Here is a 14,814-nt window from a genome sequence, read left to right as displayed (position 1 = left end):
GACAGAACTCCTTCAGAGGTGGGGGCGTCGGTCGGCGACGTGACGTTCGTACACTTCCCGGGCTTTCACGGCCGGCGGCCGGGTGGCCGTCTCGGCTACGGGAACATCCCACCACGCCTGCGCCGGAGGGGGGCCCGACACAGTGTCTGCCGTTTCGGTCTCGACGTAGACACAAGTGGGACGGTCCTCGGCACGTGCCTCGGTGAGGGCTTCGCGCAGGTCACGCACCGTCTTGGCACGCAGCACCCGCATGCCCAGCGAGCCGGCGTTGGCCGCGAGATCGACGGGCAGCGGCGGGCCGGTGAACGTGCCGTCCGCCGCGCGGTGCCGGTAGGCGGTGCCCAGGCGTTCGGCGCCGACCTGCTCGGACAGGCCGCCGATGGACGCGTAGCCGTGGTTCTGGAGGACGACCAGCTTCACCGGCAGTTCCTGCTGGACGGCGGTGACGAGCTCGGTGGGGTTCATCAGATACGTGCCGTCGCCGACCAGGGCCCAGACGGGGCGGCCGGGCGCGGCGAGCTGCACCCCGATCGCGGCCGGGATCTCGTAGCCCATGCAGGAGTAGCCGTACTCCACGTGGTACTGGTGCGGGGAGCGGGCCCGCCAGAGCTTGTGCAGGTCGCCGGGGAGCGATCCGGCGGCGTTGATCAGGATGTCGTCCTCGGTGACGAGGGCGTCGAGGAGGCCGAGCACCTGTGCCTGGGTGGGCCGGGCGTGCGGGTCCGGGGCGGTGAACGCGGCGGTGACGCGCCGCTCCCACTGCTCCTTGGCCTCGGTGTACTCCGTCTCGTAGGCGGGGTCGACGCGGTGGTTGCGGGCGGCGAGCGCGGCGGTGAGGGCTTCGAGGGCGGCGCGGGCGTCGGCGACGAGCGGGAGGGCGCCGAGCTTGTGGGCGTCGAAGCCGGTGATGTTGATGTTGAGGAAGCGGACCGCCGGGTCGGCGAAGAGCGTGCCGGAGGCGGTGGTGAAGTCGGAGTAGCGGGTGCCGATGCCGATGACCAGGTCGGCGGTGCGGGCCAGCTCGTCGGCGGTCGCGGTGCCGGTGTGGCCGATGCCGCCGATGTCGGCGGGGTGGTCGTGGCGCAGTGAGCCCTTGCCGGCCTGGGTGGCGGCGACCGGGATGCGGGTGGCGGCGGCGAACGCGGCGAGGGTCTCCTCGGCGGCGCTGTGGTGGACCCCGCCGCCCGCCACGATCAGCGGCCTGCGGGCGGTGCGCACCGCCCGTACCGCCCGGTCGAGTTCGTACGGATCGGGGGCGGGGCGGCGTACGTACCAGACGCGCTCGGCGAAGAACTCCTCCGGCCAGTCGTACGCCTGCACCTGCACGTCCTGCGGCAGCGCCAGCGTCACGGCGCCGGTCTCCGCCGGGTCGGTCAGGGTCCGCATGGCCTGGAGGGCGGCGGGGACCAGGGCCTCGGGGCGGGTGATCCGGTCGAAGTAGCGGGAGACGGGACGCAGGCAGTCGTTGACGGAGATGTCACCCGCGGACGGGACTTCGAGCTGCTGGAGGACCGGGTCGGCGGGCCGGGTCGCGAAGGTGTCGCCGGGCAGCAGGAGGACGGGGAGGTGGTTGACCGTGGCGAGGGCGGCGCCGGTGACGAGGTTGGTGGCGCCGGGGCCGATGGAGGTGGTGACGGCTTGCGCGGAGAGCCGGCCCGACTGGCGGGCGTAGCCGACGGCGGCGTGCACCATGGCCTGCTCGTTGCGGCCCTGGAGGTAGGGCATCGCGCGGCCCGACTCGACGAGCGCCTGGCCGATCCCGGCGACGTTGCCGTGGCCGAAGATGCCCCAGGTGGCGCTGATCAGGCGCTGTCGCCGGCCGTCGCGCTCGGTGTACTGGCGGGCCAGGAAGGACACCAGGGCCTGGGCGGTGGTGAGGCGGCGGGTGGTGGCGGTCATGGGCGCGGCTCCGTCCCGTAGAAGGGGAGTCTGGGGTCCACCGGCTGGGCGGGCCAGGTGTCGCGGATCCAGCCGTGGTCCGGGTGATCGCTGATCAGCCACTCCCGCTGCTCCCCCGGGCCCGCCATCACGTTGAGGTAGTAGAGGGTGCGGCCGGGGGAGGCGATGGACGGGCCGTGCCAGCCGTCGGGGATCAGGACCGCGTCGCCGCTGCGGACCTCGGCGAGGACGTCCGTACCGCCGGGGCGGGAGGGCGAGACCCGGTGGTAGCCGAGTCCGTCGTGCTCCACCTCGAAGTAGTAGATCTCCTCCAGCACGGACTCGGCGCCGGGGCGGTGCTCGTCGTGCTTGTGGGGCGGGTAGGAGGACCAGTTGCCGCCGGGGGTGAGCACCTCGACGGCGATCAGCCGGTCGCACTCGAAGGTGTCGGCGGCGGCGAAGTTGTTGACCTGCCGGGAACAGTTCCCGGAGCCGCGCAGCTCGACGGGTACCTCCGGCGCGGGGCCGTAGCGAGCGGGGAGTCGTCGCTCGCACTTCGCTCCTGCCAGGGCGAAGCGGCCTCCGGCGCCGGAGGCGATCTGCGCATGGGCCTCACGCGGTACGTACGCGAAGTCGGATACCCCGCTGAACACGCTTTCCCGGCCCAGCAGTTCAAAGATCTCACCTGAGGCGTGCACCGTACAGCCACCGGTCAACGGCAGAACGATCCACTCGCTCTCCCCGGTGACGAGCGTGTGAACTCCGCCCGGTGCGAGTTCGAGGATCCGCAGGCTGGAGCGGTCCCAGCCGGCCCGCTCCGGGTCGATGTCGAGGGCGTAGGAGCCGCTCGCCGTGCTCCCGGCCTTCAGGTGGTGGCGCGATCCGTCGCCGGTCGTGGTCATGCCCTCGGCCTCCTCTCTCCCGGCCCCGTTCCGCTCGGTCCTGTTCTTCTCGGCTCCAGCAGCGAGACGGCCGTGTCCACGGCCGCTGCCACCTCTCCGTCGGCCGGGTAGAGCAGCGAGCGCCCCACCACCAGACCCTGGACGGTGGGCAGTCGAAGCGCCGTGCGCCATTTCTCGAACGCCCCGTCCAGGTCGTCGCCCACCTCCCCGCCCAGCAGCACCGCGGGCAGCGTCGACGTCTCCATCACCCGGGCCATGTCGTCGGGGTTCTCGGTGACGGGGACCTTGAGCCAGGTGTACGCGGACGTCCCGGCGAGCCCGGAGGCAATGGCGATCGAGGTGGTGACGGCCTCCGCGCCGAGGTCGTTGCGGACGTGGCCGTCGGTGCGGCGACAGAGGAACGGTTCGACGAAGACCGGCAGCCGGTGTGCGGCCATGGCGTCGATGGCGCGGGCGGTGGCGTGCATGGTGTCGAGCGAGCCGGGGTCGTCGTAGTCGATCCGGAGCAGCAGTTTGCCCGCGTCGAAGCGGAGCCGCGCGAGGTCCTCGGGGCGGTGGCCGGTGAACCGGTCGTCGAGTTCGAAGGCCGCGCCCGCGAGTCCGCCGCGGTTCATCGAGCCGATGACGACCTTGTTCTCCAGCGCGCCGAGCAGCAGCAGGTCGTCGAGGATGTCGGCGGTGGCGAGCACTCCGTCGACGCCGGGGCGGGAGAGGGCCAGGCGGAGCCGTTCCAGCAGCTCGAAGCGGTTGGCCATGGCCAGTGCGCGGTCGCCGACGGCGAGCGAGCCGCGGGCCGGATGGTCCGCCGCGATGATCATCAGCCGGCCGTCGCGGCCGACGAGCGGGCGTCTGCGGCGCCGGGCGGCGGCCTCGGCGACGGCCTCGGGGTGGCGCATGCGCAACTGGACGAGCTCGGAGACGGAGGAGGCCGGGGGTGTCATGGAGTGGCTCCGGTGGGGCGGGAGGTGACGGCGCCTTCGGTCAGGGCCGCTTCGACTTCGTACGGGAACGGCATGGCGGACGAGCAGGCGAGCCGGGAGGCGACGATGGCCCCCGCCGCGTTGGCGTACCGCATGATGCGCCCGGTCTCCCAGCCCGCGAGGAGGCCGTGGCAGAGCGCCCCGCCGAAGGCGTCGCCGGCGCCGAGGCCGTTGACGACGTCGACGGGCAGCGGCGGCACTTCGGCCACCGCGCCGTCGCGGTGGACGGCGAGCACACCTTCGGGGCCCTGTTTGACGACGGCGAGTTCGACGCCGGCGCGGATCAGTGCGCGGGCGGCCGCGTGCGGTTCGCGCTCGCCGGTCGCGATCTCGCACTCGTCGATGTTGCCGACGGCGACGGTTGCGAGGGCGAGCGCGTCGCGATAGCGGGCGGTGGGGGTGTTCCCCGATGCGGCCTCGTCCCAGAACATCGGGCGCCAGTCGAGGTCGAAGACGGTGATGCCGCGGCGGTCGCGGGCGCGCAGCGCGGCGAGGGTCGCGGAGCGGCTCGGTTCCGCGCACAGCCCGGTGCCGGTCATCCAGAAGACCCGGGCCGACCGGATCGCCGCGAGGTCCAGCTCCGGGGTGTGGATCTCCAGGTCGGGGGCCTTGGGCTGCCGGTAGAAGTAGAGGGGGAAGTCGTCGGGCGGGAAGATCTCGCAGAAGGTGACCGGTGTCGGATACGCGTCGACGGCCGTCACCCACCGGTCGTCCACCCCGAACTCCCGCAGCTGGTGGTGGAGATACTCCCCGAAGGCGTCCCGGCCGGTGCGCGTCACCACCGCCGTCCGGCGGCCGAGCCGGGCCGCCGCGACGGCCACGTTGGACGGCGAGCCGCCGAGGAACTTCCCGAAGGTTTCGACCCGGGACAGGGGCAGACCGGTCTGGAGGGGGTAGAGATCCACACCGATGCGGCCCATGGTGATGACGTCGTACCGCTCAGGCATGACCATCCCTTCGACCGTCCGTCCGTCCGTTCGGGGTGACTTCCCCAGGTCTAGCCCTCCCCCGGAACCGTGTCAATGCTTTGTCCGGACATACGGACGAATGATTGACACCCGCTCCCCCGGCCGGAACCCTGGACGGCATGACCTCCTCCACAGGGGCCCCGGCCCGTATCCGCATCGGTTCGGCACCCGACTCGTGGGGGGTGTGGTTCCCCGACGATCCGCTCCAGGTGCCCTGGCGGCGCTTCCTCGACGAGGTCTCCGAGGCGGGTTACGAGTGGATCGAGCTCGGCCCGTACGGCTACCTCCCGACCGACCCGGTCCGTCTCGCCGACGAGACCCGCCGCCGGGGGCTCTCGGTGTCGGCCGGGACCGTTTTCACCGGATTGCACCACGGACCGGGCGTCTGGGACCGGACCTGGGCGCATGTCGCCGACATCGCGGCACTCACCCGGGCGACGGGCGCCCGGCATCTGGTGGTCATCCCGTCGTTCTGGCGCGACGACAGGACCGGCGAGGTCCTGGAGGACCGCCGCCTCACCGCGGAACAGTGGCGCGATCTCACCACCCAGACGGAGCGGCTGGGCCGGGAGGTGCTGGACCGCTTCGGGCTGCGCATCGTCGTCCATCCGCACGCCGACACCCATATCGACACCGCGGAGAACGTCGCCCGTTTTCTCGACGCCACCGATCCGGACCTCGTCTCGCTCTGCCTGGACACCGGGCACTACGCCTACTGCGGCGGCGACAGCGTCGAGCTGATCGAGACCTACGGCGAACGGATCGGCTATCTCCACCTCAAGCAGGTCGACCCGGAGATCCTGGCCCGGGTCGTGGCGGACGAGGTGCCGTTCGGCCCGGCCGTGGCGCGCGGCGTGATGTGCGAACCGCCGGGCGGGGTCCCGGCGCTGGAACCCGTGCTGGCCGCCGCCCGCGCACTGGACGTCGACCTGTTCGCCATCGTCGAGCAGGACATGTACCCGTGCCCGCCCGACAAGCCGTTCCCCATCGCCCGCCGCACCCGGGAGTTCCTCCGCTCCTGCGGCGGAACGGGACAGCAGCGCGGAACGGGACAGCAGCGCGGAACGGGACAGCAGCGCGGGCCGGGACACGCCGAACGGGCCGGGGACGTGACGTAGCGGCGGTGCGCGGTGTTGTCCTCGGTGAGAGGCGGGGGTGCGGCCCCGGTCGCACCCCCCGCCGCCGTACACCACACCTCCGCGCAAGGAGCAGCTCACCATGATCCGAAAGATGCCGCCGTCCCGCAGGACGGCCGCGGCCCCGGCACTGACCGCCGCCGCCCTGACCACGGCCGCCCTGGTCGCCGCCCTCGTATCGGCGCCGGGAGCCTCGGCCGACGAGGGCAACCCGGCACCGCCGCCCGGCTCCAGCCCGGTCTGCGCCTTCTACGACGGCGACCGGCCGACCTCCTTCGGCGAGCAGGGCGACGAGGTCTCCCAGGCGCAGTGCCTGCTGGCCAACCGTCACTACCTGCGCTGGTCCGCGGTCGACGGGACGTTCGGGGCCGCGACACTCGTCGCCGTGCAGCGCTTCCAGGCCGACCATCCACCGCTCGTGCCGGACGGCCGGGTCACGCAGGCCACCTGGTCGGCACTCTGGCACGCGGGGCCGAACCACGTGACCCCGCTGCCCTTCCCGTAACCTGCCGCCCTTCCCGCACGACCCCGTCCTTCCGCGCGCGACCCGCACCCCCTTCCTGCCCCGTACGGCGGCGAGCCGCCCCGTACGGGGCACCGCCGCTCGCCCGAATGCCCCACAGCTCCACGCACCATAGGATTCGGACAAATTAGGAGATTATGCGCGAGATGTAGAGGGAGTCCGCGTGAGCTGGAACAGCGACCCTGGCAGTCCGTCACCCGCCGGCCCGTCCGCCCGGCAGTCACCGCCCACCCCGCCCCACCCCCAGGGCCCGCCGGCACCGCCGCAGCCAAGACCCGGCCTCTGGAAACGGTGCCTGTGGGGCGGCATAGCCCTCTGGGTGCTGACGGCGGTCGTCACGTACACCACCAGCAACACCAACCTGCTGCCGACCCTCATCCTGCTCGGCAGCTTCCTGGTCCCGGCCGTCTTCGTCCTGTGGGCGCACGAACGGCACGGCAGCGACCTCGGCGCGGGCCTCATCCTCGGCTGCTTCCTGACCGGCGGAATCCTGGGCGTGCTCGGCGCCTCCGTCATGGAGTCCTATCTACTGCACCCGTCCATCTGGATATTCCTGGGCGTCGGCCTGATCGAGGAGGCCGTGAAGCTCCTGGCGCTGATGTTCGTGCTCCGGCGCCACCCCGGCGTCCACGGCATGCGGGCCGGGCTGGTACTCGGCGCGACGGTCGGATTCGGGTTCGCCGCCTTCGAGAGCGCGGGCTACGCCTTCAACGCCGCCGTCACCATGAAGGGCATCGACCTGCACGCCCTGCTGGAGACCGAGGTGCTGCGCGGGGTGCTCGCACCGTTCGGTCACGGACTCTGGACCGCGATCGCCGGTGGCGTACTGCTGTCGTTCCGGAAGCCGAACGGGCGTTTCCACTTCGCCGCGCCCGTGATCGGCACCTATCTCGGCGTCGCCGTGCTGCACTCGCTCTGGGACTCGATGCACGGCATCGCGATCTGGCTGGTCGCCCGGGTCACCGACACGGGCCTGAGCCGCGCACTCTTCTCGCAGGGCTACATCCCGGCCCCCACCGAAGAACAACAGCACCTGTTCACCCTCTTCTCGGTCGGCGGCATCGTCGTGATCACGCTCGTCGCGCTGGCCTGGCTCCGGTCGCTGGCCCGCAGCGCGCGGCGCCCCTGAAACCGACGACCGGCGAGGCACTCGCATTCATACCCCCTAGGGGTATAGTGTGGAACGTGTCGGGGCGCACCGGCCTCCCCCGGGGCCCCTGACGCCACAACCCTTTGTGCTCGTCGAAGAGGAGAACACCATGACCGCCGAGACCCAGCTCCCCCAGGCCACCGGCTCCTGCTGCTCGCCCAGCGGCTCCTGCCACGACGGCACGGACGCCGGTGTGCAGGCGGGCGGCGTGACCACCGTCTACCAGGTGTCCGGCATGACGTGCGGACACTGCGAGGGCGCCATCTCCGCGGAGGTCTCCGGCATCGAGGGTGTCACCTCGGTGAAGGCCGTGGCCGCCACCGGTCAGGTGACCGTCGTCTCCGAGGCCCCGCTGTCGGACGACGCCGTGCGCGCCGCGGTCGACGAGGCGGGCTACGAGCTCGTCGGCCGGGCCTGAACACCGTCGGGGAACACCCGATACACCGGACGCACCCGCGTCCCCTTTGCCGCCGGGCCGGACCTGCCAGCAGATACTGGTGGGGTACGGCCCGGTCGGCATTTCAGGAGTTCGGACATGCACAGCGCAACAGAGGCCGCGGCCCGGACGGCGGAGGACTCGACCGCCGAGCTCACGATCGGCGGGATGACCTGCGCCTCCTGCGCGGCCCGCGTCGAGAAGAAGCTCAACCGGATGGACGGCGTCACCGCCACCGTCAATTACGCGACCGAGAAGGCCAAGGTCGCCTTCGGCCCCGGGACCGGCCTCGCGGATCTGATCGCCACGGTCGAGAAGACCGGTTATACGGCGCAGCCGGTACACCGCCCCGAACCGCCCGCGCCGTCGCCGCCATCGCCCGCGCCGCCGCCACCGGCGGAGGCAGGCACGAGGACCGACGTGAAGGCCGACGCCGAGGTCGGGAGCAGGGCTGGGAACGAGACCGAAGCCGACACCGGTACCAGTACCGAAGCCGGTACCGAAGCTGGTACCGAAGCCGAGACCGCTGCCGGTGCCGACGCCGGTGAGCAGGAGGACGCCGGCCCGGCTCTCGCCTCGCTGCGGCAGCGCCTGATCGTCTCGGCCGTCCTCGCCGCCCCGGTCGTCCTGCTCGCGATGGTCCCGGCCCTCCAGTTCGACAACTGGCAGTGGCTCTCGCTCACCCTCGCCGCCCCCGTCGTCGTCTGGGGCGCCCTGCCCTTCCACCGCGCGACCTGGACCAACCTCCGGCACGGCGCGGCCACCATGGACACCCTGGTCTCGATCGGCACGCTCGCCGCCTTCGGCTGGTCCCTGTGGGCGCTCTTCCTCGGCGACGCGGGCATGACCGGGATGCGGCACGGCTTCGATTTCACCGTCTCGCGCGACGGCGCCTCCTCCACCATCTATCTGGAGGTCGCGGCCGGGGTCGTCACCTTCATCCTGCTGGGCCGCTACCTGGAGGCCAGGTCCAAGCGGAAGGCGGGCTCCGCCCTGCGGGCGCTGATGCACCTGGGCGCCCGGGACGCCTCCGTCCTCCGGGACGGTACGGAGGTACGCGTCCCCGTCGCCCGGCTCACCGTCGGCGACCGCTTCGTGGTCCGCCCCGGCGAGAAGATCGCCACCGACGGCACCGTCGTCGAGGGTGCCTCGGCCGTGGACGCGTCCATGCTGACCGGCGAGTCCGTGCCCGTGGAGGTCGGCGTCGGCGACTCCGTCACCGGGGCGACGCTCAACGCGGGCGGCCGGCTCGTCGTGGAGGCCACCCGGATCGGCGCCGACACCCAGCTCGCCAGGATGGCAAAGCTCGTCGAGGACGCCCAGAACGGCAAGGCCGAGGTGCAGCGCCTCGCGGACCGGATCTCCGCCGTCTTCGTGCCCGTGGTGCTGCTGATCGCACTCGTCACCCTGGTCGGGTGGCTGCTGGTCACGGACGATGTGACCGCCGCGTTCACCGCCGCCGTGGCCGTACTGATCATCGCCTGCCCCTGCGCCCTGGGCCTGGCGACCCCCACCGCCCTCATGGTCGGCACCGGACGCGGCGCCCAGCTCGGCATCCTGATCAAGGGCCCGGAAGTCCTGGAGACCACCCGCCGCGTCGACACGATCGTCCTGGACAAGACCGGCACCGTCACCACCGGCCGCATGACCCTCCTCGACGTCCACACCGCCGAGGGCACCACCGAGACCGACGTACTGCGCCTCGCCGGAGCCCTGGAACACGCCTCCGAGCACCCCATCGCCCAGGCCGTCGCCACCGGAGCCACCGAACGCACCGGCACCACCCTCCCCACCCCCGAGGACTTCACCAACGTCCCCGGACTCGGCGTCCAGGGCGTCGTCGAGGGCCACGCCGTCCTCGTCGGCCGTGAGCAGCTGCTCGCCGACGCGGGCATCGACATGCCCGGCACACTGTCCGGCGCCGTCGCGGACGCCGCGGACGAAGGCCGTACGGCGGTCGTGGTCGCCTGGGACGGGCAGGCGCGCGGCGTCCTCACCGTGGCGGACAAGGTCAAGGAGTCCAGCGCACAGGCCGTCGCCGAGCTCCGCGCACTCGGCCTCCACCCCGTTCTGCTGACCGGTGACAACCGTGCCGTGGCCGACGCCGTGGCCCGCGCCGTCGGGATCGACGAGGTCCACGCCGAGGTGCTGCCCGAGGAAAAGGTGCACGTCATCGAGCGGCTGCAGGCCCGGGGGCACTCCGTCGCCATGGTCGGTGACGGGGTCAACGACGCGGCCGCCCTCGCCCGGGCCGATCTGGGCCTGGCGATGGGGACCGGCACGGACGCCGCGATCGAGGCGAGCGATCTCACTCTGGTTCGTGGAGATCTCAAGGTGGCCGCCGATGCGATCCGGCTCTCCCGGCGCACCCTGACCACGATCAAGGGCAACCTCTTCTGGGCATTCGGCTATAACGCGGCCGCCCTGCCCCTTGCGGCATTTGGCCTGCTCAACCCTATGATTGCCGGAGCGGCGATGGCCTTCTCATCGGTCTTCGTCGTGACGAACAGCCTCCGGTTGCGCGCCTTCACGTAAAATCCACAAAGAGATCCAGATCACATGGATTTCAGGGTAACCATCCGGCGGGTTCGTGAGTCTAAGAGTGCGATGCCAAGGATGTCTTGGGGGACGTCCGTCGGAGCGTCTTGGGGGACGCGCCGGGCAAGCGTTGGCCGGGGCACGTGCACCGGGGAGCTTTGAGCGGCCCTCCCGTGCGTACGTACCCCGGCAGACCGCACGACGCAGGACAAGTGAAAAGCGCAGTTCGCAGCTAGTCGAGGAACGCAGGAGCTCCGGCTCCCACAGACGCCCGGCCGGATCCCGTGGGGGGAATCCGCTCCGGGACATGGGAAGCGCCTCGCTGTCGGCCCGTGGGGGGATCGATGGCGGGGCGCTTCTCTCTGCCCGGCATGCGGGGACGCAAATCGCCCCGGACACCGCGCTCTGTGCGAAGGCGCGGTACTCGGGGCGAAGTCGACCGGCCTCGGCGGCCGGGGTCGTGCGGGGGGTTGCTACGAGGTTCAGCGGCCCTCGACCGGGACGAAGTCGCGCAGGACCTCGCCGGTGTAGATCTGGCGCGGGCGGCCGATGCGGGAACCCGGCTCCTTGATCATCTCGTGCCACTGGGCGATCCAGCCGGGAAGGCGGCCGAGCGCGAAGAGCACGGTGAACATCTCGGTCGGGAAGCCCATGGCCCGGTAGATCAGACCCGTGTAGAAGTCCACGTTCGGGTAGAGGTTGCGCGAGACGAAGTACTCGTCGGAGAGCGCGTGCTCCTCCAGCTTCAGCGCGATGTCGAGCAGCTCGTCGGACTTGCCGAGCGCGGACAGCACGTCGTGGGCAGCGGCCTTGATGATCTTGGCGCGCGGGTCGAAGGACTTGTACACCCGGTGGCCGAAGCCCATCAGGCGGACGCCGTCCTCCTTGTTCTTCACCTTGCGGATGAAGGAGTCGACGTCGCCGCCGTTGGCCTGGATGCCTTCGAGCATCTCCAGCACCGACTGGTTGGCGCCACCGTGCAGCGGGCCCCACAGGGCCGAGATGCCGGCGGAGATCGAGGCGAACATGTTCGCCTGCGAGGAGCCGACCAGGCGCACGGTGGAGGTCGAACAGTTCTGCTCGTGGTCCGCGTGCAGGATGAGCAGCTTGTCGAGCGCGGAGACGACGACCGGGTCCAGGTCGTACTCCTGGGCCGGGACCGAGAAGGTCATGCGCAGGAAGTTCTCGACGTACCCGAGGTCGTTGCGCGGGTAGACGAAGGGGTGGCCGATCGACTTCTTGTAGGCGTACGCCGCGATCGTCGGCAGCTTGGCGAGCAGCCGGATCGTCGAGAGGTGGCGCTGCTCCTCGTCGAACGGGTTGTGGCTGTCCTGGTAGAACGTGGACAGCGCGCTGACGACCGAGGACAGCATGGCCATCGGGTGGGCGTCGCGCGGGAAGCCGTCGAAGAAACGCTTGACGTCTTCGTGCAGCAGCGTGTGCTGGGTGATCTCGTTCTTGAAGGTCGACAGCTCGTCGACCTTGGGAAGCTCGCCGTTGATGAGCGTGTACGCGACCTCCAGGAACGTCGAGCGCTCGGCGAGCTGCTCGATGGGGTAGCCGCGGTAGCGGAGAATGCCCTGCTCACCGTCGAGGTAGGTGATGGCGGATTTATAGGCTGCGGTGTTGCCGTATCCGCTGTCCAGCGTCACCAGACCGGTATTGGCCCGGAGCTTCCCGATGTCGAAGCCCTTGTCGCCGACGGTGCTGTCGATCACCGGGTAGGTGTACTCGCCGTCGCCGTACCGCAGTACTACAGAGTTGTCGCTCACGTCATCCCTCACCGACGTAGTGCCTCTTCTTCGAGGTTCCCTGACTGTCTCCACCCTCCCCCATTTGGCTCAGGAGAGTGCACTCGGGGTCGTCCATTGGACCTACTCGCGGCACTGAGTGCCGCGAACTTACTCATCCTGCCCCCTCGGTTCCGGTTCCGGAAGGGCTGGGTGATGTTTCCCACCGATTTGATCGATCATCTTTTCCGCCGATCCTCCGCCCGAGCCACCCGAGAGCCGGTAATCCAGCGCCGTACAGCGCCTGCCTGCGGAAACCGTGCGGACCGCCTGGCCGATCGCCTGCCGCGAGCCGACCAGTACGACAAGCTTCTTGGCCCTGGTCACAGCGGTGTACAGCAGGTTCCGCTGGAGCATCATCCAGGCGCTCTTGGTCACGGGGATGACGACGGCGGGGTACTCGCTGCCCTGGGAGCGGTGGATCGTCATGGCGTACGCGTGGGCCAGCTCGTCGAGCTCGTCGAAGTCGTAACCGATCTCCTCGTCCTCGTCGGTGAGCACCGTCAGCGTCTGTTCGTCCGGGTCGAGGGCGGTGACGACGCCGACCGTGCCGTTGAAGACGCCGTTCTCGCCCTTGTCGTAGTTGTTGCGGATCTGGGTGACCTTGTCGCCGACCCGGAAGACCCGGCCGCCGAACCGCTTCTCGGGGAGGTTCGGGCGGCCCGGGGTGATGGCCTGCTGGAGGAGCCCGTTGAGCGTGCCCGCCCCGGCCGGGCCCCGGTGCATCGGGGCGAGGACCTGCACGTCGCGCCGCGCGTCCAGGCCGAACTTGGCGGGAATGCGACGGGCCGCGACATCCACCGCGAGTACTCCGGCGTCCTCCGTCTCGTCCTCCACGAAGAGGAAGAAGTCCTTGAGGCCCTGGGTGAGGGGCGGTATCCCGGAGTTGATCCGGTGGGCGTTGGTGACGACGCCGGACTGCTGGGCCTGGCGGAAGATGGTGGTGAGCCGGACCGCCGGTACGGGGCTGCCGTCGGCGAGCAGATCGCGCAGCACCTCCCCCGCGCCGACCGACGGCAGCTGGTCGACGTCCCCGACGAGCAGCAGATGGGCACCGGGTGCCACCGCTTTCAGCAACTTGTTGGCCAGCAGCAGATCCAGCATCGACGCCTCGTCGACGACGACCAGATCGGCGTCCAGCGGGCGGTCCCGGTCGAAGGCGGCGTCGCCGCCCGGTTTCAGTTCGAGCAGCCGGTGGACGGTGGACGCCTCGGCCCCGGTCAGCTCGGAGAGCCGCTTGGCCGCCCGCCCGGTCGGCGCGGCCAGCACCACCTTGGCCTTCTTGGCCCGCGCCAGCTCCACGATCGACCGGACCGTGAACGACTTCCCGCAGCCGGGCCCGCCGGTCAGCACGGCGACCTTCCGGCTGAGCGCGAGCCGGACCGCCGCCTCCTGCTCGGGCGCCAGCTCCGCCCCCGTACGCGTACCGAGCCAGGCCAGCGCCTTGTCCCAGTCCACGTCCGCGAAGGCCGGCATCCGCTCCTCGGGCGTCCGCAGCAGCCGCTGCACCTGGGCGGCAAGGGCGACCTCGGCCCGGTGGAAGGGGACCAGGTAGATGGCGGTGACGAGCTCGCCGCCCTCGGGCGACGGCACCTTCTCCCGTACGACGCCCTCCGGGTCCTCGGCCAGTTCGGCGAGGCACTCGATGACCAGCCCGGTGTCGACCTGGAGCAGCTTCACCCCGTCCGCGATCAGCCGCTCCTCGGGGAGGAAGCAGTGCCCCTGGTCGGTGGACTGCGACAGCGCGTACTGGAGGCCGGCCTTGACCCTTTCCGGGCTGTCGTGCGGGATGCCGACGGCCTGGGCGATCTTGTCGGCGGTGAGGAAGCCGATGCCCCAGACGTCGGCGGCCAGCCGGTAGGGCTGGTTCTTCACGACGGAGATCGAGGCGTCCTCGTACTTCTTGTAGATACGGACGGCGATGGAGGTGGAGACGCCGACTCCCTGGAGGAAGACCATCACCTCCTTGATCGCCTTCTGTTCCTCCCAGGCGGCCGCGATCATCTTCGTGCGCTTGGGGCCGAGGCCGGGGACCTCGACGAGCCGCTTCGGTTCCTTCTCGATGATGTCGAGGGTGTCGACGCCGAAGTGGGTGGTGATCCGGTCGGCCATCACCGGGCCGATGCCCTTGATCAGCCCGGAGCCGAGATAGCGGCGGATGCCCTGGATGGTGGCGGGCAGGATCGTCGTGTAGTTCTCGACGGTGAACTGCTTGCCGTACTGCGAGTGCGAGCTCCAGCGGCCTTCCATGCGCAGCGATTCGCCGGGCTGCGCACCGAGCAGCGAACCGACCACGGTGAGCAGGTCGTTGGCGCCGCGACCGGTGTCGACGCGCGCGACCGTGTATCCGTTCTCCTCGTTGGCGTACGTGATGCGCTCCAGCACACCTTCGAGGACGGCCATGTTGGACATGCTTCCGACGGTATCGCCTGCCACCGACATCGTGTTCCGGGCCTCCGGGCCGACGGCCGACAGCCGACAGCCGAAAACCTGCCCCGCCGGCCGGCGGCCGA

At 70.8% G+C, this 14,814-nt stretch carries 11 protein-coding genes; 5 read left to right on the top strand and 6 right to left on the bottom strand.

What is annotated here, in order from left to right:
• Nucleotides 1–12 precede the first annotated feature (12 nt).
• Genes iolD through iolC form a run of 4 tightly spaced genes read right to left on the bottom strand, consistent with a single transcriptional unit; the run spans nt 13 to nt 4,707 of the window.
• Nucleotides 13–1,899: a 3D-(3,5/4)-trihydroxycyclohexane-1,2-dione acylhydrolase (decyclizing) gene (gene iolD, locus ACFYY1_RS01365; RefSeq protein WP_388579287.1), complete on the bottom strand. Its 1,887-nt coding sequence runs from the start codon at nt 1,897–1,899 to the stop codon at nt 13–15.
• A complete protein-coding gene (gene iolB, locus ACFYY1_RS01360; RefSeq protein WP_388579285.1) occupies nt 1,896–2,780 on the bottom strand; it encodes a 5-deoxy-glucuronate isomerase in 885 nt (294 codons plus the stop codon). Before iolB ends, iolD begins: the two co-directional genes overlap by 4 nt.
• The gene (locus tag ACFYY1_RS01355) at nt 2,777–3,721 is read right to left on the bottom strand and encodes a deoxyribose-phosphate aldolase (RefSeq protein WP_388579282.1); all 945 of its coding nucleotides are present in this window, start codon (nt 3,719–3,721) and stop codon (nt 2,777–2,779) included. Before ACFYY1_RS01355 ends, iolB begins: the two co-directional genes overlap by 4 nt.
• A complete protein-coding gene (iolC, locus tag ACFYY1_RS01350) occupies nt 3,718–4,707 on the bottom strand; it encodes a 5-dehydro-2-deoxygluconokinase (RefSeq protein ID WP_388579279.1) in 990 nt (329 codons plus the stop codon). Before iolC ends, ACFYY1_RS01355 begins: the two co-directional genes overlap by 4 nt.
• A 140-nt stretch (nt 4,708–4,847) precedes the next feature.
• Here iolC and ACFYY1_RS01345 point away from each other — a divergent pair, with 140 nt between their 5' ends.
• The 5 genes from ACFYY1_RS01345 (at nt 4,848) to ACFYY1_RS01325 (ending at nt 10,508) form a co-directional block, all read left to right on the top strand.
• Nucleotides 4,848–5,846: a sugar phosphate isomerase/epimerase family protein gene (locus tag ACFYY1_RS01345; protein ID WP_388579276.1), complete on the top strand. Its 999-nt coding sequence runs from the start codon at nt 4,848–4,850 to the stop codon at nt 5,844–5,846.
• A gap of 100 nt (nt 5,847–5,946) precedes the next feature.
• Nucleotides 5,947–6,369: a peptidoglycan-binding protein gene (locus tag ACFYY1_RS01340; RefSeq protein ID WP_388579273.1), complete on the top strand. Its 423-nt coding sequence runs from the start codon at nt 5,947–5,949 to the stop codon at nt 6,367–6,369.
• Nucleotides 6,370–6,550: 181 nt separating this feature from the next.
• Nucleotides 6,551–7,516, top strand: coding sequence for a PrsW family intramembrane metalloprotease (locus ACFYY1_RS01335; RefSeq protein WP_388579270.1), 966 nt, complete (start codon nt 6,551–6,553; stop codon nt 7,514–7,516).
• A 130-nt stretch (nt 7,517–7,646) separates the two neighbouring features.
• Entirely contained in the window at nt 7,647–7,955 is a 309-nt protein-coding gene (locus ACFYY1_RS01330; RefSeq protein WP_388579267.1) for a heavy-metal-associated domain-containing protein, read from the top strand.
• 117 nt (nt 7,956–8,072) lie between these two features.
• On the top strand, nt 8,073–10,508 hold the full coding sequence (locus tag ACFYY1_RS01325; RefSeq protein WP_388579264.1) for a heavy metal translocating P-type ATPase: 2,436 nt from the start codon (nt 8,073–8,075) through the stop codon (nt 10,506–10,508).
• Between the two features lie 485 nt (nt 10,509–10,993).
• Here the strand turns inward: ACFYY1_RS01325 and ACFYY1_RS01320 are convergent, their stop codons facing one another.
• Together ACFYY1_RS01320 and ACFYY1_RS01315 are read right to left on the bottom strand one after the other, a co-directional pair.
• The gene (locus tag ACFYY1_RS01320) at nt 10,994–12,283 is read right to left on the bottom strand and encodes a citrate synthase (RefSeq protein WP_329921004.1); all 1,290 of its coding nucleotides are present in this window, start codon (nt 12,281–12,283) and stop codon (nt 10,994–10,996) included.
• Between the two features lie 129 nt (nt 12,284–12,412).
• Nucleotides 12,413–14,713 carry an ATP-dependent RecD-like DNA helicase gene (locus ACFYY1_RS01315; RefSeq protein ID WP_388579261.1) on the bottom strand — a complete coding sequence of 767 codons (2,301 nt, stop codon included), beginning with the start codon at nt 14,711–14,713 and terminating at the stop codon, nt 12,413–12,415.
• Nucleotides 14,714–14,814: the final 101 nt, after the last annotated feature.

Origin of the sequence: Streptomyces sp. NPDC001890 (genome assembly GCF_042891445.1) — a bacterium.
Taxonomy (GTDB): Bacteria; Actinomycetota; Actinomycetes; order Streptomycetales; family Streptomycetaceae; genus Streptomyces.
Note: the sequence above shows the minus strand (reverse complement) of the source record. Positions and strands in the feature narration are given on the sequence as shown.